The 22,070-nt window shown below is 47.8% G+C and carries 22 protein-coding genes; 5 read left to right on the top strand and 17 right to left on the bottom strand.

What is annotated here, in order from left to right; translation table 11 throughout:
• The first annotated feature begins 61 nt into the window (after nucleotides 1-61).
• Both H6F51_14055 and H6F51_14050 read left to right on the top strand, forming a co-directional pair.
• Nucleotides 62-742 (top strand): hypothetical protein, encoded by a 681-nt coding sequence (locus H6F51_14055; GenBank protein ID MBD1823608.1) that lies wholly within the window; start codon nucleotides 62-64, stop codon nucleotides 740-742.
• Between the two features lie 136 nt (nucleotides 743-878).
• A complete protein-coding gene (locus tag H6F51_14050; protein MBD1823607.1) occupies nucleotides 879-1,838 on the top strand; it encodes an S-layer homology domain-containing protein in 960 nt (319 codons plus the stop codon).
• An 89-nt stretch (nucleotides 1,839-1,927) separates the two neighbouring features.
• Here H6F51_14050 and H6F51_14045 read toward each other — a convergent pair whose 3' ends face one another.
• Nucleotides 1,928-2,317 carry a hypothetical protein gene (locus H6F51_14045; protein MBD1823606.1) on the bottom strand — a complete coding sequence of 130 codons (390 nt, stop codon included), beginning with the start codon at nucleotides 2,315-2,317 and terminating at the stop codon, nucleotides 1,928-1,930.
• Nucleotides 2,318-2,754: 437 nt separating this feature from the next.
• On the opposite strand from H6F51_14045, the gene H6F51_14040 reads away from it, so the two are divergent.
• Complete coding sequence (locus tag H6F51_14040; protein MBD1823605.1) at nucleotides 2,755-4,125, top strand: AAA family ATPase; 1,371 nt, start codon at nucleotides 2,755-2,757, stop codon at nucleotides 4,123-4,125.
• Complete coding sequence (locus H6F51_14035; protein MBD1823604.1) at nucleotides 4,109-6,157, top strand: tetratricopeptide repeat protein; 2,049 nt, start codon at nucleotides 4,109-4,111, stop codon at nucleotides 6,155-6,157. The genes H6F51_14040 and H6F51_14035 overlap by 17 nt, the downstream gene beginning before the upstream one ends.
• Nucleotides 6,158-6,278: 121 nt before the next feature.
• Here the strand turns inward: H6F51_14035 and H6F51_14030 are convergent, their stop codons facing one another.
• Nucleotides 6,279-6,524: a hypothetical protein gene (locus tag H6F51_14030; protein MBD1823603.1), complete on the bottom strand. Its 246-nt coding sequence runs from the start codon at nucleotides 6,522-6,524 to the stop codon at nucleotides 6,279-6,281.
• Nucleotides 6,525-6,976: 452 nt separating this feature from the next.
• Here H6F51_14030 and H6F51_14025 point away from each other — a divergent pair, with 452 nt between their 5' ends.
• Nucleotides 6,977-8,110, top strand: a complete 1,134-nt coding sequence (locus H6F51_14025; GenBank protein MBD1823602.1) for a DNA polymerase III subunit beta — start codon at nucleotides 6,977-6,979, stop codon at nucleotides 8,108-8,110.
• A gap of 326 nt (nucleotides 8,111-8,436) precedes the next feature.
• Here the strand turns inward: H6F51_14025 and H6F51_14020 are convergent, their stop codons facing one another.
• From H6F51_14020 to H6F51_13950, 15 genes are all read right to left on the bottom strand, one after another.
• Nucleotides 8,437-9,138 (bottom strand): response regulator, encoded by a 702-nt coding sequence (locus H6F51_14020; GenBank protein MBD1823601.1) that lies wholly within the window; start codon nucleotides 9,136-9,138, stop codon nucleotides 8,437-8,439.
• Between the two features lie 286 nt (nucleotides 9,139-9,424).
• Nucleotides 9,425-10,465, bottom strand: coding sequence for a glycosyltransferase family 4 protein (locus H6F51_14015; protein MBD1823600.1), 1,041 nt, complete (start codon nucleotides 10,463-10,465; stop codon nucleotides 9,425-9,427).
• A 67-nt stretch (nucleotides 10,466-10,532) separates the two neighbouring features.
• A complete protein-coding gene (locus H6F51_14010) occupies nucleotides 10,533-11,477 on the bottom strand; it encodes an SDR family oxidoreductase (protein ID MBD1823599.1) in 945 nt (314 codons plus the stop codon).
• Complete coding sequence (locus tag H6F51_14005) at nucleotides 11,474-12,229, bottom strand: glycosyltransferase (GenBank protein ID MBD1823598.1); 756 nt, start codon at nucleotides 12,227-12,229, stop codon at nucleotides 11,474-11,476. The genes H6F51_14010 and H6F51_14005 overlap by 4 nt, the downstream gene beginning before the upstream one ends.
• The gene (wcaF, locus tag H6F51_14000) at nucleotides 12,226-12,801 is read right to left on the bottom strand and encodes a colanic acid biosynthesis acetyltransferase WcaF (GenBank protein MBD1823597.1); all 576 of its coding nucleotides are present in this window, start codon (nucleotides 12,799-12,801) and stop codon (nucleotides 12,226-12,228) included. The genes H6F51_14005 and wcaF overlap by 4 nt, the downstream gene beginning before the upstream one ends.
• 58 nt (nucleotides 12,802-12,859) lie before the next feature.
• On the bottom strand, nucleotides 12,860-13,705 hold the full coding sequence (locus H6F51_13995) for a hypothetical protein (GenBank protein MBD1823596.1): 846 nt from the start codon (nucleotides 13,703-13,705) through the stop codon (nucleotides 12,860-12,862).
• Nucleotides 13,706-13,741: 36 nt separating this feature from the next.
• Complete coding sequence (locus H6F51_13990; protein MBD1823595.1) at nucleotides 13,742-14,746, bottom strand: SGNH/GDSL hydrolase family protein; 1,005 nt, start codon at nucleotides 14,744-14,746, stop codon at nucleotides 13,742-13,744.
• Between the two features lie 60 nt (nucleotides 14,747-14,806).
• Nucleotides 14,807-15,370 (bottom strand): YdcF family protein, encoded by a 564-nt coding sequence (locus H6F51_13985; protein MBD1823594.1) that lies wholly within the window; start codon nucleotides 15,368-15,370, stop codon nucleotides 14,807-14,809.
• A gap of 56 nt (nucleotides 15,371-15,426) precedes the next feature.
• On the bottom strand, nucleotides 15,427-16,185 hold the full coding sequence (locus H6F51_13980; protein MBD1823593.1) for a glycosyltransferase family 2 protein: 759 nt from the start codon (nucleotides 16,183-16,185) through the stop codon (nucleotides 15,427-15,429).
• Between the two features lie 30 nt (nucleotides 16,186-16,215).
• Entirely contained in the window at nucleotides 16,216-17,010 is a 795-nt protein-coding gene (locus H6F51_13975; GenBank protein MBD1823592.1) for a glycosyltransferase family 2 protein, read from the bottom strand.
• A gap of 60 nt (nucleotides 17,011-17,070) precedes the next feature.
• Nucleotides 17,071-17,916: a glycosyltransferase family 2 protein gene (locus H6F51_13970; GenBank protein ID MBD1823591.1), complete on the bottom strand. Its 846-nt coding sequence runs from the start codon at nucleotides 17,914-17,916 to the stop codon at nucleotides 17,071-17,073.
• A gap of 7 nt (nucleotides 17,917-17,923) precedes the next feature.
• Nucleotides 17,924-18,859 carry a hypothetical protein gene (locus tag H6F51_13965; protein MBD1823590.1) on the bottom strand — a complete coding sequence of 312 codons (936 nt, stop codon included), beginning with the start codon at nucleotides 18,857-18,859 and terminating at the stop codon, nucleotides 17,924-17,926.
• Nucleotides 18,860-18,901: 42 nt separating this feature from the next.
• Nucleotides 18,902-19,699 carry a glycosyltransferase family 2 protein gene (locus tag H6F51_13960; GenBank protein MBD1823589.1) on the bottom strand — a complete coding sequence of 266 codons (798 nt, stop codon included), beginning with the start codon at nucleotides 19,697-19,699 and terminating at the stop codon, nucleotides 18,902-18,904.
• A gap of 61 nt (nucleotides 19,700-19,760) precedes the next feature.
• Complete coding sequence (locus H6F51_13955; GenBank protein MBD1823588.1) at nucleotides 19,761-20,939, bottom strand: glycosyltransferase; 1,179 nt, start codon at nucleotides 20,937-20,939, stop codon at nucleotides 19,761-19,763.
• The gene (locus tag H6F51_13950) at nucleotides 20,936-22,069 is read right to left on the bottom strand and encodes a glycosyltransferase family 4 protein (GenBank protein MBD1823587.1); all 1,134 of its coding nucleotides are present in this window, start codon (nucleotides 22,067-22,069) and stop codon (nucleotides 20,936-20,938) included. Before H6F51_13950 ends, H6F51_13955 begins: the two co-directional genes overlap by 4 nt.
• Nucleotide 22,070: the final 1 nt, after the last annotated feature.

Genomic DNA, 22,070 nt, shown 5'->3' with positions numbered 1-22,070 from the left:
GATTACACCGAAAAGGCTGATCGATTATGGTGGGCATGACATTTAACTCGATCTCAAAGTTATGCACTTCAAAGACTTGCGTCGCCTTAATATGAATTATTTGAATACGCTGAGATCAGTTCTAAATTTATTAAGAAGTTCAAATGAAACTGACTCCGTTTACGATGTCGAGGACGCACTCTTGCGATCGCATCCGCAAACAATGGCAGCAGCAGTCAAGTATATGGTGAACGATCCAGGAATTGCGGCGTTGGTGCGCGACCGCTATTCCGTTCCTGCTCCGGATATCGAACAATTAATGACTTATCCCCCAGACTCGTTGGGATATGCGTTTGCTCAATACATCTCCGTTTCAGGCTTTGATCCGGGGTTCTATCGTAAGATCGAAGTCGTTGATGATGCAACTTACCTACTGTTACGATCGCGCCAAACGCATGATATCTGGCACGTCGTTACAGGCATGAGTGTGGACGTTGCTGGTGAAATTGGACTGAAAGCGTTTGAGATTGCTCAAACTCGTCGTCCGCTTGCAGGGGTACTCGTTGCAGGTGCATTTCTGAATACAATGCTGAACCAGCCTGAGCAATTAGGGGGATTGCTCGATCGCATTGCTGCGGGCTATCGCATGGGCGCAAAAGCCAAACCCCTTCTAGCGCAAAGATGGGAAGAACACTGGGAAAAACCACTAACAGAATGGCGATCGGAGCTTGGGATTGAACCGATGCCTGTGTACAGTCCCTGATAAAGCAGCAATTCCGTTCGTACTCTCTATCATACGGCAGAGGAAATAATCTACAAAAGCGACTAGCATAAGCGCTGACAGGGATTAACTGCCGTTTAGGAGAAAAAGTATGTCTGACTTAAGGAGCAATCGTTGGATGCGAAATGGCGCGATCGTTGGGATTGGCATTACCGCAACTTCCGCTGCCCTTTTATCTTCAATCTTTGCACCTAGTACCGCTCAGAATACTAACTTTCGCGACACGCAAAACTATTGGGCAAAGCCGTTTATCGAAGCCTTAGCAAGTCGCAATGTGATCAAAGGCTATCCAGACGGAACATTTCGCCCTGATCAACCCGTCGATCGCGATGAATTTGCTGCAATTTTAAGAACGGCATTCAACCAACCCCAAGAACGACAAATCGGAAGTGGGAGCGACTACCGCGATGTTCCCAAAGGTTATTGGGCGGCTCCTGCAATTAAAGAAGCTTACGAAGCTGGATTTATGCGTGGTTATCCGGGCGGCAATTTTCGTCCCAATCAGCCTGTGACGAAAGTGGAAGCATTAGTATCGCTCGCACAGAACCTAAACCTAAATTCAAAAGTACCTGCAACGAATCAAGCTGCGATCGCTCAAAACACAAATACTCAACCTGTCAACAATCAAGCCGCTTCGCAACGTCGAGCTAATCGCGGTTTAATGTTTCCATTTCCTATGGCAAGCATGATGCTACTTCAGCCATTCGTGACTCCGGCTGCGAATCGCGTCGCGGCTGCGCTTCCAGCACAATCACCCACACAATCAACTGCTGCCTCTGCGGCAAAAGCTAGCACTCCCCGAAAGCAGCCTTCCCTGTCGTTGAATCAATACTACACAGATGCGAATCGCATTCCGAAATATGCGGTTGGCCCTGTTGCAGAAGCAACTCGATCGAACATTGTAGTCAATCATCCGAATGCGCGACAGTTGAATCCGCTACGCCCTGCGACCCGTGGGGAAGTTGCCGCAATCGTTTATCAAGCAATGGTGAATAAAGGATACGCTCAACCCATATCGCAGAATGTTCCGGCATCTAAGTATGTGGTGCGGGCGGAAAAGGCTAATCAGCCTCGCTAAATGGTTGTCTTATAAAATTTGCTGCTGCGATCGTGCCAAGAGGCATTGTTTTGTAATGCTTTCTGGCACGATCGACCGTTGAATGAGAGTTAGTTTTTTGCCGCAAGGGTGAACCTTCTTGCACTGTTCTTTGTCCGGCTCACGGCACTTTTGCGGACACGATCGCTTTTGCGAGTCCCGCCTGCCATTTCATACTCACGACTATCATTGCCGTATTTGACCGCAACTCCTTGCAGCAGTTGATCGAGCAAGTCACCCATTTCACGCTCCATCTGATCAATCTCTTGTTTTGCGGTATCAAGGGCGGCGATCGTGGTGTTGTATTCGTTTAATTTTGCATTCAATTTCTCGATTTGCGCTTCGAGGGCTGGAACACTACGATCGGTACCAAGGGTCAGGTAGGGATCGATCGCTTTGAGCCGCAGGAGTCTGAGTTGTCCTTTTTCGAGAATACGGGACATGCGTTGTGCGCGTGACATGGTTGAGATGCTTCCTGTAATTGGTTTACACTGCTAATTTGTCTTTTAGCTGTAGGAAATTGGTTGAGTAAATCGCACAAAAACTTGTGTTGTTTCCAAGAAGATTTGCGATCGTTTCTCAGGAGTTTCCGCAGCGATATTGTCAGAGTGAGTAAGTTCACTGAAATAATTCCGCCGTTTATGGTGAATGCTTAAACGTTGATGGCAAACGTTTGAATGTTCACGGTATCTATTGCGGTTTTTACGAATAACGTCGCAATATTCACGACGACAAGTAGCACAGATACGGCAACAGCGTTAGGGGATAGGACGATCGCGCTCCTGCTTGCCTTATCTTGCACTTTTATCATCCAGAGTTTCTGGCGTTCTATGACCGAATACATTTCTGGCGTTCTAGGACCGAATACAATAGGGAAGCCGTTGAGTAGAGACTATTCATGTCCAGTTTAGAAGCGCTGCAACGCCGTTTAGAAATCTTTCGCGAAGCAGGGCGCAATCTCCAGCTTGATCCACTCGTCACGCCAGAGGATTTGGCACGACTGGGTGTGGAATATCAGACGGAGATGATCGATGAATTGGAGCAGGCGATCGAAGATTGTGTCACTCAAGCCAACAAGCTGATATTCACCGGGCATCGAGGGTGTGGTAAATCGACGTTGTTGGCGGAATTGGGCTTTCGCTTGGGGGAAACGAATCGGTACTTTGTAGTCATGTTCTCGATCGCAGATACAATCGAGCGATCGGCGGTCGATCATGTCAATGTGTTATTTTCGATGGCGTTGCAGTTGCTTGAAGAGGCGGAACGTCGCGCAATTAGGCTACAACCTGGCATTAAGAAAGAGTTTTATCGCTGGCTTGGCAAACATACGCAGACCGAATCGAAAGCCGTCGAGGCAGAAATTGAGGCAAACACAGAAGCGACGGTTAAAGGTGGAATTCCAGTGATTCTGGAGTTTTTAGCCAAAATTCGATCCAAGCTGAAAATCAATTCGGTGATTCGGCAGGAGATCTCGATCGAGTTTGCTCGACGCACTTCGGATTTGGTTGCTCAGATTAATCAACTGCAAGCTTATATTGAGAATGCTACAGGGCAGCAAGTTTTAGTGATTATTGATGATCTCGATAAGTTGGATTTGAGCGTGACAGAGACGATGTTTCGCAAAAACATCCAGTCTTTGCTTGATCCAAACTGTCGAATTCTCTACACAATCCCGATCGCAACGTTACGTGAGGTTGCCATCAAAACCAGCATCACAACTTATGTCAACAAGATTCACACGATGCGAGTGACAAAGTTTTTTAGTAAAGCGACGGTGAGGAAACCCGATCGAGTACCCGACGAAGCTTGTGTGCAGGTATTTGAAGAGATTTTGGCGCGACGATTGCCTTCAGACTTGATCGACCCGGAGGTGAAGCGGCAAATCATTTTGCTGAGTGGGGGCGTGTTGCGGGAGTTTATTCGGATTAGCGATCGCTGTTGTGATAGGGCAATGCTGAAGATTCGCGGACAGATTCGACGGCAGCAGTTTGACCAGCCGGATGTGATTGTGGATCAGCAGATTTTAGATGAAGTGGTGACGGAGTTGCAGATTGAAGCGGCGGAAGCGCTGGGGCAGGCGGATTTTGAGGCGTTGAAGTTGATTTATGAGCAGCTTAAACTGCAAGATATGGAGAGTCAACGGCTGTTAGATTTGTTGCATGGGCTGTATGTGTTGGAGTATCGCAATGCGTTGCTCTGGTATGACTTGAATCCGATCGTGCGCGATTTGCTAGTGCGGGAGGGGATTTTGGATGGTACAACCGCTTAAGTCTTTGACTCCGGAGAATGAGGCGACGTATGAGAGTCTGATCTCGCTGATCGAGAACAATCAGGAGCGCTTGGCGTTGATTCTGGTGGCGTGTGATGATCTGCGATTGCGGCAACGGGTGATCGATCGCTATGAGTTAGAGGCAAGACAGGCGAAAATTCGACCGTTTCGGGTGGTGCTGGGGACAGAGCCGAGTTTGCGATCGGGATTGGCGAGGTTGGAGCTTCGAGAAGGCTATGCGGCGGTTGTAACCGTGACGGGGGCAGAATGGCTGTTGCGGGTAACGACGCGGGAAGGAGAGGAGCAGAGCGATCTCGATAAGTTTTTTGGGTATTTGCAGTGGACGCGGGAGGGATTGCGGGAGTTTCGCTATCCGATCGTGCTGTGGGTGACGCATCGGATTTTGCGAGAGATGAGCAAAAGAGCGCCGGACTTCTGGAGTTGGCGGAAAGCGGTGTTGCGGTTTGCTTCGCAGGAAGAGGAATCGATCGCGCTGCGGCAAGAAGAACCGCGATCGCGATCACTCGAAAGTCAGCCGAATGCGGAGTTTCTGCCGCCATTAGAAGAATTGCTTTCAGAGATTCAACAATTAGAGGCAGCCTCACCAGAATCAGCGAATTTAGCAACGCTGTATGACCAGTTAGGACAGGTCTATGCAGAGCGAATTGCTAAGGGAGCAGCAGCAAATTTAGAGCAAGAAAGACAGCAAGCGATCGCTGCGTTTGAGACTTCAATTGATCGGCATCAGAAACTTAACAATCAATCCGAGCTTGTGGGTGTGCTGAGAAGATTTGGTGATTTTCTGGATGATCAATCTCAGTATGACGCAGCAATTTCAGCCTATCAACAGTCTTTAGAGATTGCCCGCGAAATTGGCGATCGTAGCGGTGAAGCTGCTTCTCTCAACAATTTGGGCATTACTCACAATTCATTAGGACAGTATCAACGAGCGATCAACTGTCATCAACAGTCTTTAGAGATCGCCAATTTCACGGACGATCGTGGCGGTGAAGCTGCTTCCTTCAACAATTTGGGCAATGCTTACAGCTCATTAGGGCAATATCAACGAGCGATTAACTTTCAGCAACAGTCTCTAGAGATTCAGCGTGAGATTGGTAATCGTAGCGGTGAGGCTAATTCTCTCAACAGTTTAGGCAATCATTACTGTGCATTAGGACAGTATCAACGAGCGATCGACTTTTATCAACAGTCCCTAGAAATTCAACGTGAAGTTGGTAACCGTAGCGGTGAAGCTTATTCTCTCAACAATTTAGGCATTGTTTATCATGCGTTAAGACAGTATCAACGAGCGATCGGCTTTCACCAACAGTCCTTAGAGATTCAGCGTGAAATTGGTAACCGTAGCGGTGAAGCTGCTTCTCTCAACAGTTTGGGCAGTGCTTACTATTCATTAGGACAGTATCAGCGAGCGCTCAGCTTTTATCAACAGTCCTTAGAGATTGAACGTGAGATTGGCAATCGTAGCGGTGAAGCTGCTTCTCTCGGAGGTTTAGGCATTGTTTATCATGCGTTAAGACAGTATCAACGAGCGATCGACTGTCATCAACAGTCCCTAGAGATTCAGCGTGAAATTGGTAACCGTAGCGGTGAAGCTTATTCTCTCAACAGTTTGGGCAATGCTTACCATGCGTTAGGACAGTATCAGCGAGCGCTCAGCTTTTATCAACAGTCCTTAGAGATTGAACGTGAGGTTGGCAGCCGTAGCGGTGAAGCTGCTTCTCTCGGTGGCTTGGGCAGTGCTTACGGTTCATTAGGACAGTATCAACGAGCGATCGACTTTTATCAACAGTCCCTGGAGATTCAGCGTGAGATTGGTAATCGTAGCGGTGAAGCTAACTCTCTCGGCCATTTGGGCAAGGCTTACCATGCATTAGGACAGTATCAACGAGCGATTGACTTTCATCAACAATCCCTAGAGATTCAGCGTGAGCTTGGTAATCGCAGGGGTGAAGCGGATTCTCTCTTCAATAAAGCCCTGGCGCTTGCTAAACTACGAACCTCGTCGCTTTGAAGCCCTCTCCGCTCTCCAGCAAGCCCGCGTCATCTATGCAGAATTAAAACTCGATTATCGGGTCGAGGAGTGCAATGAGGCCATTTATGACTTCAATCAAATCATTGCCACGGAGCAACGCCTATCCGCTCCCAGCTTTCCCGCTCAGACGATCGACCACACTCCCACACAAGACAAGCACGATCGTCGTCTGTCCACTCCAGCTAAATCCCGCCGCACCTCCAAGCGTCGAATGAAGCGGATTTTCTGGATCTGTGCTGGAATTGCGATCGTCCTTCTCATCACATGGCTCTGGAGATAAGCGCGATCGCAAGGCGATCGCGCTTCCAACCCAATCCGCACCTTGCAACAACTGAACCAGCCTCATTAACGTGAGTCTTCAACGAAAGCGCACATTATTGTTACCCTGCCAATTCATAGTTTTTTCCTATCTATCAAATCCCCTCTGTGGAAAACTTCTAGGTTTCTGTGGAAAACCTGTGGGAAAAATACCCTCAAGTTGCGAAAATCTTTGAAGCCGAGATCGGTTAATTGAGAGTTTTCCACAGGCTGCGATCGCAACTCCCCTGAAAGAATCGAGATTTGCTGCGTTTTCCACAATTTCCACAGGTCGTACAATAGTACTTATAACCACTGTTTCTTTCTAGCTTCGCGCTTAGGTTAAAGAGGGAGTGGATCGATCCGACGAAGGGTGTTACTATGCTCAAACATCGATTAAAACGCTAGATATAGCACCTCAAATTTTAGAGCTACACCTATATAGAGTACGCTTTACTTTTCCACAACCCCCCCCATCTGTTCCACACTCCGGCAACTCCTATGAAACTGGTCTGCGCTCAAACTCACCTCAATTCACACTTGTCGCTGGTTAGTCGGGCGGTTTCTTCGCGCCCCACCCATCCAATCCTGGCGAACGTTCTGCTGAGAGCCGATGCTGCAACTCAGCGCGTCATTCTTAGCGCCTTCGACCTCAGCTTAGGGATTCAAACCAGCTTTCCGGCGAACGTCGAAACGAGCGGCGTTCTGACACTCCCGGCAAAACTCCTGGGAGACATCATATCGCGACTTCCCGAAGGCGACATTACGATCGAAAGCGATATCGAATCCAATCACGTCACAACCATCACCTCTGCCTCTGGACGCTATCAGGTGCGCGGCATGGGCGCTGAAGAGTTTCCCGAACTTCCCAGAATTGAAGAAGGAGAGCAAACCCAGTTAGTTGCCGATCGTTTGGTGGATGGGTTACGAGGATCGCTGTTTGCAGCGAGTGCCGATGAAACGAAACAGGTACTCACCGGAGTTCACGTCAGTATGCAGTCTGATGGATTGGAGTTTGCTGCAACCGATGGGCATCGACTCGCGGTGGTCACAACAGTCGAAGAGGATGCTCCAGAAGCAGATTCTCAGTTCGATGTCACGGTTCCAGCCAAAGCGTTACAAGAATTGATGAAAATGCTCGATCGCCAGAACGGTAACGCGATCAATGTGCAGTTTGATCAAGGACAGGTCATCTTTGAGTGGACAGATCAGCGCCTCACGAGCCGATTGTTAGAAGGGCAATATCCCAACTATCGCCAGCTTGTACCGCGCCAGTTTACGCATCAGATGACGGTCGATCGTCGATCTTTCCTGAGTGCATTAGAGCGTATCTCGGTGCTTGCGGATCAGAAAAACAACATCGTCAAAGTTCAGCTTGACCCGACGAATCAGCAACTTACGCTGGCGGTTGATGCTCAAGATGTGGGAAGTGGACGAGAAGCAGTTCCCGCACAAATCTCTGGTGATGGCATGGAGATTGCGTTCAATGTGCGATACTTGCTCGATGGCTTGAAAGCAATCAACACGTCAGAAATCCAAATGCAGTTGAACACTTCAACCAGTCCTGTGGTTCTCTCGCCGCTCGGAAATCTGAAGATGACTTATTTGGTGATGCCTGTCCAAGTGCGATCGTAATCTCACCCATTTCCAGGATTGTCGATGGAAGCATAACTTTTCGGCGTTGCTGAATTGAAGCATGAATCTGGATTTACCCTCACCCTAACTCTCTCCCTGGGGAGAGGGAACAAGAGCGTTCTAGCTCCCTTCTCCCTGAGGAGAAGGGTTGGGGATGAGGGCGATTATCCTTGCATTCAGCAGCGCCCGAATCTGTGATGGAGTTCGATAACGGTTAAAGAGTGCGACCAAATGTAGACGATCGCTAGGCACTCGACAATGATTCAGCGTCGAGTTGCAGAGCGCGCCGAAGCATTTCACTCGAACTCACGTTCCATTTAGATAAGTCAGGGCGATAGGCGGATGTTGAGCTTGCTGCGGAGCAAATTAAGCTTAGAGGGGTGAAGATATTCCTGTAAGCTGGCAACTTCACTGAGCAAAGCTGTACTGCGGGTACATTCTTCTTCAAGAATCGTAAGGTAGCGATCGAAGTCTTTTTTCGGGATATCTTGCTTCAGCAGATAAGTTGCGATCGTCAAGTTTGAGACGGGATGCCGCAATCCCTGGCAGAGCTGCTGCAACAATAGCCGGTTTAAATCTACGAGTTCTTGCAGGGTCTGTAGCTGTTTCTCAAGGCTTTGTGTTTGTTGAGCTAGGCTCTTATATTGGCGCGATAAGCGATCGTATTTGGTGAGGCAACTTTGCACTGCGCCAATTAATTCCGCTTGAGTGAAAGGTTTAGTAAGGTAATCGTCTGCCCCTAACTCCATGCCAAGGCGGATATCGGCGCGATCGGCGCGACCTGTGAGAAAAATAAACGGAATCGTTGCCGTCTCGGTTTGCTGACGGAGTTCACTCAAAACGGCATAGCCATCAAGTCCAGGCATGATCACATCGCAAATTACTAGGCTGGGAAGCATTTCTTTTGCAAGCTGTAATCCTGTAAGACTGCTACTCGTCGCTAAAGTTTGGTAGCTTTGCAGCTCTAAAATTTCTTCAATATTTTCTAAAATTTCTGGATCGTCTTCGATTACCAAAACGCGATTCATCAACTACCCCGGTAAGTTGCAGTAAAGATAAGCTGCTTACTTCTACAGAGAGATTCGAGCGATATCAGTAGATATTTTGAGTTTTTCATTAAAGCAATTCGGTAAACACGGAGAAATCTTGCAGAGTTGCAGAGGTTTCTCCGTGTTTGAGCAAGACTTTATGCGAATTCCTAGAAGTTCTGCAACACATCAGTCCCCCTTCATAAAGACGCAATTAGGCGCTTCGCTGCACCGAAGGGGTTCGCGTCTTTACCCGGATCTGTAGCGAGCAGTTAGAGATCTAGCATTAGCTGGCTCGGAGTCCGGTAATTAGATTGCGTACCGAAGAATAGATGACTGTTCGCATTCTTACGCCTTGCTGATGGCTGAGATAACGCTCTAGGAGCGCGATCGCGCAAATCACTTCGACTCCGCTAAGCATCGCTCCAACTTCGTGCAAGAAGTACAGATTCAGAGCAATGGCGATCGTCACCAAGACATAAGCTGTTGCAACTTGAGCATGATTCCAGCCCGATTGCTGAAGACGCTGATACAAGTGAGTTCGGTGCGGCTTAAAAATGTTTTCGTGACGCAGCAAGCGGCGGATCAGCGTGTAAATAGCATCGGCGGTGAGCGGCAAGGTAATGGCTAACGATGACCAAGCACGAACGGGATCATCGGACTGATGTAACAGCGCGATCGCGACCATTGCACCCAGCGTTGTACTGCCCACATCGCCCATAAAAATCTTGGCAGGCGACCAGTTCCACCACAAAAAACCCAGCAGCGCCACAACAAGTAGGAGCAAAAGCGGCTGATTCAGCGCGATCGCTAAGTATGACAACTGCACGACAGAAACACTCGCTACCAGTCCATCGAGTCCATCCATGAAGTTGTAGAAATTGATCAGCGCAGTCATGCCGATCATTGTTAGAACGATCGCAATCGCGATTCCAATCATGCCAAATTGAGTCAGCCAGGGTTGCGGAAACGCGCTGAAAGCTGCGATCGCAATTCCTGCTGAACTGAGTTGAACCAGATACCGAATTCGAGCAGGAACATCACCGCGATCGTCAAAAAGACCAACAACCACGAGCGGAATCAAAGCTGCCCAAATTGAGAGAACATCACGACCGACCGTTTGCCAATTAAAAGACGCAATTGCTGCGCTGGTGATCGCAAATGCCACGACAAAGCCAAGTCCACCTCCACGGGGAGTCGGTTGGGTGTGAGAACTGCGATCGTTGGGAATGTCCAATAGAAAGCGACTGAAATACTGCTTGATTGAGGCAACCAGCAGAAAACTCAAGCCGCCACTCGCCAGCAAAAGACTGAGAGATATATTCATCAGGAGAACACTTATTTGCTCTAACTGGTCAGGGCACAACCTCCAAGGCGACTGTTACTTTGACAAGTCAATCAATCTTTTTGAACCATCTCGCGGTATGTTCCAGACCTTGAGCTAGGCTAAAGGGAGGTTGCCAATCGAGGGTTTGGCGAATTTTTGAACTGTCGATCGTCAGTGAACCAAGTAGGCGATCGACCGTTGCCGTTTTGCCGAAGATCTGGGCGAGCATGGTTAGTATTACGGGAGGAATTGCCACTAACCGGACAGGTTGATTGAGAAATATACTTAAATTCCGAATTAATTCAGCCGTTGAAACTTCCGCGTTATCACTGATGAGAAACGTTTGTCCCGTCGCATTTGGGTGCGTAGCGCAGGTGGCGATCGCATCAACGAGATTTCCGACATAGACTAAGCTGCGCTGATTATGGACGGCTCCCAAGGGCAGAGGAATGCCTTTCTCAACAAGCTTCATTAGGTTGAGAAAGTTGGCTCGAACTCCAGCACCGTAAACAAGCGGCGGACGGAGAATCACCACTTCTAAACCCGTTTCATCGGAGATCGACTTTAAGGCACATTCTGCTTCCCACTTGCTGATGCCATAGGAATCGTTGGGCTGCGGTTGGCTCTGTTCGGTGTAGGGTTCCGCTTGTCCGTCCCCGTTGACTTTGATCGAACTGAGATAGACAAATCGCTTTACACCTGCTGCTGCTGCCGCGATCGCTAGATTTTTTGTTGCTTCAGTGTTAACTAACCGAAACTCAGTCAGTGGATCAGTTGCAGTATCTTTCATCTGATGCACTCTTGCAGCCAGATGAATCACTACATCAATCTTGGGCAAAATTGGATGGTCGCTGAGTTGTGCGATCGAGGACACCAGAATTGGCTTTACTGATGCCGGTAAGATTGCATCAGGATTACGAATCACACCATAGAGGGTATGTTCTGAGGATTCTAAAAGCTGACAAAGGGCTGAGCCAACAAAGCCTGTCGCTCCAGTAATCAAGAAGTTCATGCTGGACGTACAACGAGTTGGAAGACTTTGACAAAGTATTTCGAGAGCACCTTTGTCATATTGGTTTGAATACCGTTCTCAAGGCATCCTCGAACAATCTCGCGGTTCAGAATCCAGTTGCTTGAGAGATTGGCGGTACTAGCTCCTCCGGTTCGCATCTTCACAAGCACTTGAGGCAGGTAATGATAAGACAGTTTGTGAATCGCTAAGAACCGAATCAGCAGTTCATAGTCTGCGGCGATTTTATAATCTGTTTTGAAATAGCCATAGTGATCGAATGCCCATCGCTTCACCACAAAAGTCGGGTGAGCAGGCATCCAACCATACGCAAACTTACCCGGATGAAAGCTTGCAGAACTATAGTAGCGCACGACTTTATCTGGATTGTCGTGCTTGACATACACTAAGTCTCCGAACACAGAGTCAACCTGATGCTGCTCAAACTGCTCGACGATCGTCGAAATCACTTGCGAATTCACATAGAAATCATCTGCATTCAAAATTGCAACCACATCGCCCGTTGCTAGCTTGATTCCTTTGTTCATGCCGTCATACATGCCGCGATCGGGTTCAGAAATAAACTTCGCAACGCGATCGCCATACGATTGCACAATCTCGACGGTGTTATCGCTAGATGCTCCGTCCACAATGATATGTTCGATGTTGGGATAATCTTGAGCCAGCACCGATTCGATCGTGTCTCGAATCGTCGCGCCTGCATTGTAGGTGACTGTAATAATAGAAACTCTCATGCGTTTAACACTGTAGAAGACAAGCTTTGGTCTTTGAGGATGCGAGGCTTAATCGCAGCGGCTGGATTTCCCGCATAGATTGTCCAGGGAGCAAGCGATCGCACCGCAACACTCCCCAAACTCAGCACTGCACCTTCTCCGATCTCGACACCGGGCGCGATCGTCGATCGTGCAGCTAACCAACTTCCTGATCCAACCGAAATCGGAGCGATCCGGAGATCGAAGGTTGGCTTAGTCCAATCATGATTTCCAGTACAGAAATAAACCGATTGCGACACACAGACATGATCGCCAAGAACTATGGGCGCAAGGTTATCGAACCAAGCATCCTCGCCAATCCAACAGTGATCTCCAATGGTTAAGCGCCACGGGAATTTTACTTGTACTCCCGGTTTGATGCGGACTCCTTGCCCGATCGATGCTCCAAACGATCGAAGTATCCCTACTTTCAGGCTGGAGAGCGGAAGCAGCCGAGATTTGACGATCGGATCGCCTAGAAAGAACCATAAAAGCTGCTTCCAGACCGATGCGCCTGGGGTATATTCTCCGGGTGTGTATTGATTGAGATGAATCAGGCTCACAGGATTTTAAGGCAATAACGTCAGAACAATGACTTCAGAGCAAGAGGAATTAGAGAGTGGCTTCAAACTTGACCGTTTCTTGCCACCAACCTTGTCGTGTATCCAAAATGTTTGTCCTGGGACTGTCATGACCAAACCAATCCCACAGCACGACTCCATTTGCACCACGATCGCGCACGGTTTCTAGCTGCGTTCGCCAAAAATCACCTTCGATGAATTGATTCCCGCGAAGACGGTTGCTGGTATGGTATCGACACCAAAGAAAAGGATAGACAGGCTTACCAAATTGCTGTGCTTCTTCAATATTTCCGCGTGCATAAGTCACCCATCCGGGAATGTCGTCATAAAAGGTATAGAGTGAGGGCACAATAAAATCCGCGGCTTCGGCAATTGGCTTAAGAAATTGGTTGACTGCTCTCCAGGAGGTAAGACCTGCGGGCTGATTTCGCACCGGTGTCCAATAGTCACGCACGGGCGGAACCGCATAAACGCCAAGTTTAAGCGCTGGTGCTGCTTCTCGCATCCACTGAATAATTTCGACGTACTTCTTGATATTGCCTTGAACTGTGTCTTTCCCAGCCTGGTTGATGTTCATTTTCCAGTGTTCGATGTCGATGACAAAGTGAGAAAAGTCTTTTGCAGCAGTGCGGGCGTTTTGCTGACAGGCATCGCGATCAGGGCGCGATCGATCCTTGTTTTTCCAAAATCCTCGATCATCGACTCGAATCGGAGTCATTCCAATCTTCGGCTTCTCAGCGTAAAGCAGCGCATCGAAAATCGTGAAAGAGTTAGCACTTCGATTGGGACGAGATTCGACTCTCTGACAAGCACTGGGCAGCAAGATGCTTCCCCCTAGCAGCGTAAGAAACTGCCTGCGATTCCAAATATGAGACATTCAAGGAACTCCTAAATTTGAAAAGTTTTTCTGAACCTATTGCTTTGTTGTTCGTTCTTTGCACCAATCGGACTTGGATTGAACACAAAGCTGCTGAAACAATAAGTCTGCGATCGCTTGGTTTCCGGACTCGGTGAGGTGAATGACATCGCTGAAATAGCTTGATTTTGTCTTTTCTGGTAGTGATGACCAAGCTTGATGTGCATCCACCACCGGAACCTGGAGTTGCTTCAGTAGGTTAAAAAATTCTGCTTTGTATAGGGGTGCTTGTGGAGTCGGGACAACATCGTTCAGGTTAGGGGTGTATAACACGATGATGGGAACGTTTTTCGTTTCGGGATCGTTCCTTAAAGCGCGGATTGCTTGGCTGAAACTTTGACGGTTACGGGCAAACCATTCCGCTTTATCTTGCGGAGTGCGTACCTGTTGTGCGTAAACGGGCGCGATCGTGGCTTGACTCGTCAATCTCCGGATCACACGCATCCAATATCGGGACATCCCTTCTGAGATCGCTGACAAAGGACGCTGATTCGGATAGCTGGAATCGACTCCAACCATTCCCCCTGTGCTTGTTCTCTGAATCAGGTCGCTGGTGCCGATTTGGAAGATAATTACATCACTCTGGAAGCTGCCAAATAGACGCAAGTAACCGATGCGGTTTTCGATGCCCCATGAACCAGCAGAAGCATTAATCACTTCTGTTGAATTGCCCAGTCGAGCGCGAAACCGCTCTGTAATGGTGCGAGATTGATCGGTCAGGGCACCCCCATTCAGGACTGAATCTCCGAGCATTAAAATCCGGCGCGTGTTCGGTGGCTTGGTTGGCGAGATTGTACCGTTGCGCTGAGAATACTGATTGACCTCCATCGAGTTGCCAAATCGAAATAGCTTTTGATTCGGCTGGAGGCGGTAGCCTGTTTGACTGTCTGCTTGGTACAGTGGCGGATTGCCCAGTCCGAGAAACAGACGCAGCGCAAATTCCAGGACACCAATGCTCAGCCCAAGCCCAAGCAGTCCCAGCAGCAGGGGTTTTGTTTTCATGGTTAGTTCAACAGGAACAATGCTAGCTGTGTCGCACCCAGGCGCGATTGCAGCAAAACTTTATTTGAACCACGATCGATAACGCAGACTTGCTCCCGTTCGTCCGGTGATTAACCACACCAGTGAGCGCCCCACATCTCGCAAAACTCGAATCTTTGATTCTTGGCGATGCTCACCAGAAACCTCAATCGGCGTAAAAGTAATGCCTTGGCTCCCGAACACAACTGTCGCGATCGCTTCTGCTCGCGGCATATGATAGTCAGAGGTGACAATGTAAACGTGCTGAATACCACGCCGTTTGAGATCCGGAACAACGGTTGTAAAGTTGGTGACGGTATCGGTGGCGCGGGTGTCAAAGTACAGGCGCGATCGGGGAATGCCCGCATTCTCAAAGATGCGAACGGCACTCGGAGAACCACTCGACACCCAGATTTTGAGCCAAGGATAGCGTTGGGCGAGTTGTGTCGTGTATTCCTCTCGATCTGGACTGCCTCCCAGAATGAGAATCATCTCTGGAGAGGGAGATTGCTGACGCGCAATGGTCAGTCGGGTCGGAATATATCCTGAGCCGAGCAGAACGGCAGCAGCGGCGATGCACTGAAGCAGTCGAGTACGAAATAACACGGTAAACTCTGAATCATTGGTAGAACCCTGGACCCAGTGTACTCGGTTTTTTCATTTTATGAATCTTTCTCCGCTTGAATTAAATGAATTGATAACAAAATTTCGGCTAAGACGCGCTGAAGAGTGTAGTACCAACCTGCCCAGCCATCGAGAATGCCACGCTTAACGATCAAGCAGTAAATCAAAACGGCAAAGGGTGCGAGAATTTTTGTTTTACGGATGCGATCGCCCAAGCTCAGTTTGCTAGGGGGTGTAGAGAGCAGTTTTTTGACCTCCAGTACCATGTAGCGATCCTGTGCCCAGAGCCAGCGCGAGAGTGGCTTGCGATCGTCGTGGTAAATGTATCCGCTTAGCATCTGCGGGTTTCCATTAACCTTGACTCGATGGGCGTGACCATCGTTTTGGTAAACGGCGCGATCGCGGCGATAGAGGATCGTTCTAGGGGGTAACAGCGTGCCTTGCAGGGGCTTGCCAAAAACGCAGTATTTGAAGCGGGCCTTGTAGTAATCTGTGGTTTTATCTAAAGCTAAGGCTTGAATCTCGGTGATCAGTTCATCGGTTAGCACATAATCAGCGTCGAGCGAGAGCACCCATTCAGAGTGGATTTTAGACAAGCCGTAATTGCATTGTGAGGCGAATGAGTCAAACGATCGGGTAAAAATCTCAACCTGTGGGTAAGCCTTGAGAATTTCTATGGTTTCATCAGTGCTCCCGCTATCAATCACGACAATTCGCTCTGCCCAAATCAAGCGCTCTAGCACTCGCCCAATATTGGCGACTTCGTTGTAGGTCAAAATTAACGGCGTTACTTTCATAAAATTCGCTTGTAAGACTGAGTTAGACGATTAGTAGCTGAGCCGGTGCAGTCCAAACTCTTGTCGAACCGATCGTGTGAGGGGGCGTGACGCGATCGTGCCTTGAAGCAGCAACAGTCGATATTTAATTGATCCCCGCCAGCTTCCGCTCAAACCCTTGAGAGCCGAGGCTGTATCAGCTTGTATATTTTCAGCATTATCAGTCACATACACTGCCCCTGGAAATGGCAGGGGTTGAAGCGGAAATCCTCTGCTTTTCATGATGTTGGGCAGGTCCTTATGATGGAGTAAGTACCGATCCTGAATGTCGTCCAACTTCATTGTTTGGAGATAAGCATAGATAAGGTCTGTCCTGATGATGTTACAGGTACCGCAAATCTGCTCAAACCTATTTTTCAAGGGTTGGATAAGCGTACTGCCATCGCGGTACTTATACCCACGATTGATAAACCAACCGTTACAGTCTTTATTCTGCTGAACAAAGGCTGTAAGCCGCTTGCTGATACAGTCATCAGAATCAACAGCCATGATGTGTGAACTAGAAAACTGCATCGCATACTGGGCACCCACCCAAAATTTGCGATGTTGGTCAGCACATTTACTTTCCATATGGGCTGGATCTGGCGTTGGAAAATCGACCTCAACAAAATTAATCTGAGGATGCTCATACTGGATCACAGGTCGCTCATGACAGACAACCACGACCTGAAAATCTGGTGATGTTTGATTGCAGACCGATCGTAATGTTCGTTCTAATTGTTTAGATACCCGGTGCCAAGACTTTGAAACCTTGGCGCTGCGGAGTGAAATAATGAAGATCAGCATAGCTTATCGAGGTAGCAGGAACGACAATGTATAAATCTCTGACTATCTATTAATCTCTAACTATTGTTGAACTCGTGGATCAGTTGTTATTCGCTGAGCAGAACCAATCGCCGCGATCGAGTAGAGCTTAAACTCTTGCTGCAATGCGTGTGTAAGAGGTTGAGCAGCTAGCCTTTTGTATAGCTTCATGGCGTAAAACTTAGTCAATTTCACAGGCTGGCTTCTGATTTGCTGAAGCACGAGTGTAGATTGATTTTCAAGATTTTCTGAATTATCGGTGATATAGACTGCGCCAGGAAAAGGGAGAGGAGACAGCGGCGTTGCTCTTGCTTGCATTGCTTTCGCGATCTCAGTGTGAAACAGTCGTTTTTCGGCAAATCGGGTTTCGAGTAGCTGCAAGTCTTCGATGTACTGATGGATCAAATCGGCTCTGACGATATTCGATGTACCGCAAATCTTAGAAAACCCTTGCTTTCGATGTTTTAGTCTGGGGTTTCCATCCTGATATTCGTAGCCTTGATCCAGAAACCAGCCATGACAGTGCTGATGTTGTTTGACAAATTCAGCCAGATTGCTGCTGACACAATCATCCGCATCGACAAACATCAAATGCGAAGCAGGTGCGATCGTGCTTGCATGATCAGCTCCAATTCTGAGCTTTCGTTCTTGATCAGCCATGCCGCTCGAAGGAGTGAGCCGACTCGGTGGGGTAAAATTAACCTCTAGAAACTCAACTTTGGAGTAATCGTGTTGTAGATTGGGTCGATCGTGGCAGACGACAATGACCTGAAAATCGGGAGAAGTTTGGTTACAGACCGACTGGAGCGTGCGCTCAAGCAGGTTAGAAGCTGTTTCCCACGACTTTGAGGCAACCCTACTTTTCAGTGGAATGACAAAAACAAGCATAGTGTCCTCAGTTAGCTCTTTTGTCTAATGCTGAATTGGTGAAGAATCGTTGTTTAACTTGCCATTTCACCAATGAATAATAGGAGCGAGACAACGCAAAGGTTCGCTGGAGGCGAGGAATTGAAGGGGTTAAATAGCTTTTATAATTCTGCAAGGCGGTTTCCTTGAGGTACCGATAAAAGGCAGGATAGCTGTTATGCAAGACTTCACCAAACAGATCCCAGGGCTTTGGAGAACCCACGAGATGACAAATACAATCTGAGTCATCTGTGATTCCGTATCCTCCTGGATAAAAGGGACGATTGTACTTGTGAGGCAACAGAAGAAACTCTCCGCCTACTGCTGCGTTCAGAACAGTCTGATCGGTATTGTGCAGAAGCTTTCCATACTCATCAATAATCTTGAAACAGCGAAGGCTCATCTGCTCCTGCTTCCATCTTTTTGCATCGAATAAGACCACGCCAGAATTAAAATAAGGGGCATCATCCGGTAGACCAATTTGTTTGAGTAGCCCGTATTCTTTGTTCCAAGTTTTTGAAACATAAGATTCAAACACTGCTCCAATAATTTTGTCTTCAAGGGGATAGGCAAATAGCTTAGATAAGTCAGTTCTAATGATGAGATCTGCATCTAAAAACAACAGCTTTTCCGCTTCGACGAGATTCGCAGCCAAGAGAATTACATAAGGCATTTTGTTGTAGTGTAATCCCTTGCCACTTCCTAAATCTAAGATTGCGACATCATAGGTTTGTAGATGATATCGATCGCGGTAAGGAGACAGAGTTTGATGAATTCGCTCGCTCGCCTGACTGGAGAAATCTTTGCTGAACAGGTGAATGTTGACGAAGGCATCCGGATCTAAAAACTGTAGAGCAGTGTAGAGCGTAACGTGTAGCCCAACTTCCATGTTTCGATCTGAAGCGATCGCGATATTTATCTGCATTGTCTTATCCCCTCGTGAATGATTGTCCCAAGGTTTTGTGTTTTAACTAATCCGATAAAGATTAAATTCATCTCGAATTGAGGCTGATAGAATCTGAGAAATGAAAGGCTTACACAGCCTCAGAACATAAAACCTCATCAGTTTGAAGGGATGATTGCCTATGAATTCTCGCCGAATCGTTTCTGCTTGGTTTAAGGTATTCTCCGAGTGGTCGGTAATGTAAACTGCACCAGGAAAAGGCAGAGACTTCAAAGGAATATTCTGCTCAGCTAGGCGATAAGGTAGCTGGGTATGCAGTAAAAAGCTTTGGGTAATGTCTGAAAATTGCACTTCTTTGATGTAATCCAGTAAGATTCCAGCTTTCACAATGTTGCAGCTTCCACAAAACTGCTCAAATCCTCGCTTGCGGTGTCGAATCAACCAGCTTCCTTCCTGATATTGATAGCCTTGGCTAAAATACCAGCCATTTGCCTGTGGATGTTGAGCGACAAATGCTGCAAGATTTTTATGAATGCAATCATCCGCATCCATAATCATCAGATGTGCATCTTTGAAGTTTTTCGCAGCGTGATGAATTCCAGTCCAAAGCTTGCGGTTTTTATCGATTCGTCTTTCTGCGATCGAACTTGCTTGATTTGGTGCCGGAAAATCAACCTCTACAAACTCAACTTGAGCATAGTCATCCTGAAGAATTGGACGATCGTGACAGAGAATAATGACATGATATTCCGTAGAGGTCTGATGACAGATTGAGCGAAGCGTACGCTCTAATAACTTCGATACTTTTTCCCAAGACTTTGAGGACTGGGCACTTCTCAATGGAATAATGAAGACTAGCATACGTCTTACTAGATCAAAAATAGGTGGGTGGAAGGTCTTTTTGCATTAACATCGAGAAACTCTAAGAAAGACGATCGTGCTCGAATACGATCTTGCTGTAAACCTCGCTCAAGCCCGCTGCAATCTGTTGCCAGGTATAGTGATCAAAAATAAATTGCTGTGCTCGTTTACCCATTTGCTTGGCTGCATTCGGGTCTAAGAGTAGCTCTTTCATTGCCTGAGAGATCGCGCCTGAATCAATCTCAACGACTTGCGCGGAAGCCGCGATCGCGGCTTCCGGGAAGTTACACCCAGTCGTGAATACACAAGGCAATCCTGATGCCATCGCTTCAAGCACCGACAGGCTCAGACCTTCTGAATAAGACGGAGCAACATACAGACCGGCTGCTGCAAGTGCAGCGGATTTCAGTGTTCCCGTGAGCATTCCTGTGAATGTGACGGCTTCAAGACATCCTGCTTGGGCAAAGTACGATCGAGCCGTCGGCAGAAATCCAATGTTATCCGGCCCAGCTACCACTAAATGAGTTTGAGAAAATTCAGCGTGAACTTGAGCAAAAGCAGGGGCTAAGAGATCCAGTCCTTTTTTCGGATCAACTCGTCCTAGAAATAGAATCAAGGTTTTGCCACGCAGGGCTGGAAAGTTTTGGTAAAACAGTTCCGGATCAGGCAAAGATTCAAAGTCGCGCTGGTGGATGCCATTGGCAAGGATTGTTAATGAAGTGGGTAAGGCTAACGATCGCACGGCATTGGCTTCAGATTGGGAAAGCACTTGAATCATACTGGCTTTGCATAAAATGGGTCGTTCAATCAGCGTGTAATAAGCCTTCTTTTTCCAGGCTTTGTAATTCAATGCCCAGGGATCTAACATTCCGTGAGGGCTGGCAATGTAGGGAATTTTGTAGAGCTGGCAGAGCCAGTGTGCGATCGCAACCGGATAGGTAAACAGCGAAATCGTATGCACCAGATCATAGTCTCTAAGATGCTGAAACAGCCAAGCGGTCAGCGGATAACTAAACTTATATTCGCTTACTCCCCATCTGGGAAAATATTGGATTCGATAAGAGCCTGCTTGCTGCCAGGTACAAAGTGGAACCTCTAAATTGGTCGAACCATTGGCATTGGTTGTAACAACATCAACGTGCAGATCGCGATCGCCGAGTGCCTGAGCCAGCTCAGACAGCAGCTTAGAGGTTCCACCGTAAACCAAACTAACCGCAGGAATGACGATTAAAACTTTCATAGCGCTCTCTGTTTTAGTGCATACTCAACGGCTTGATGTAAGCCCTGAGCAAAATAACGAGGAGAGAAGTTCTGGATGTGTTTTAGGGCAGCGTTTCCCATGGTTTCCGCAAGCTGCGGGTCTGAGCTTATTTTGCTCATCAATTGCTGCATCTGTTCTACATTGTCTGGATCAAATCCCCAGCCGTTCACGCCCTCAATGACTAGATCTTCAAAGCATCCGCAGCGATTGGAGACCAATACAGGTAGACCTGCCGCCATTGCTTCATTAATGACTAATCCCCACTGCTCCTGCTGGCTTGCATGAACAAAACAATTAGCATGAGCAAAGTACGGCAATAATTCATCCTGCTGAAGAAATCCGGGTAGATGAACGCGATCGCTCAGTCCCAAAGCCTGAATCTGTTGTTCGATCTGGGGTCGAAGCTCACCATCCCCACAAAGCACTAAATCCCAAGGCGATGAAGTTTGGGCAGCATAAGCTGCATAAGCTGTGATTAAATTGGGTAAGTTTTTCTTTTCGAGGAATCGATTGATCGACAAAAAGAAAGGAGCCTTGGTCGGATTTGGCAGCGATCGCAGTCGATCGGGATGAAACGCATCATTTCCCACCACGTTGTATCCGGTAAAAACGCTCTGGGTTGGCATTCCCAACTTGAGTAAATACCGCTTTTGGGGCTGTCCTCCCACTAATGCCGATTGATACTGATTCACCAACAACCGTTTTGCCTGCTCTTTCAGTCCGTGTCGCGCAGCATCATCTTCTTTAGAAGCAGATAACAGAATTGCAGGCTTGCGATGCCAACGGCTCCAACATAGTGCTGATAACATGCCCGTTTGAAAGTAGCCTGCGATCGCCACGACATCAGGATTGATTTGGGATAGGACGTTATGAACAGATTGAAATAATCGGCTGGGTGTTACCGCTTGCAACGGTTGATCCCGGATCACTGTGATAAACGGGCAATCAGACTGTTCAACGGCTGCTTTCCAAGCATAGTCCTGATCAGCGCGAGCAAGCTCGATCGCATGGAGTTGCCACCCTATCTGCTCGAATCGCTGATAAGCTGCATTCGATCGAGCAAAATGATAAGGCCCATAGTTTGTAAACAGGAGCGCAACACTCGTCATA

It is taken from the genome of Cyanobacteria bacterium FACHB-DQ100, from assembly GCA_014695195.1.
Classification (GTDB): Bacteria; Cyanobacteriota; Cyanobacteriia; order Leptolyngbyales; family Leptolyngbyaceae; genus Leptolyngbya.
This window is presented reverse-complemented; position numbering and strand designations above follow the sequence as displayed.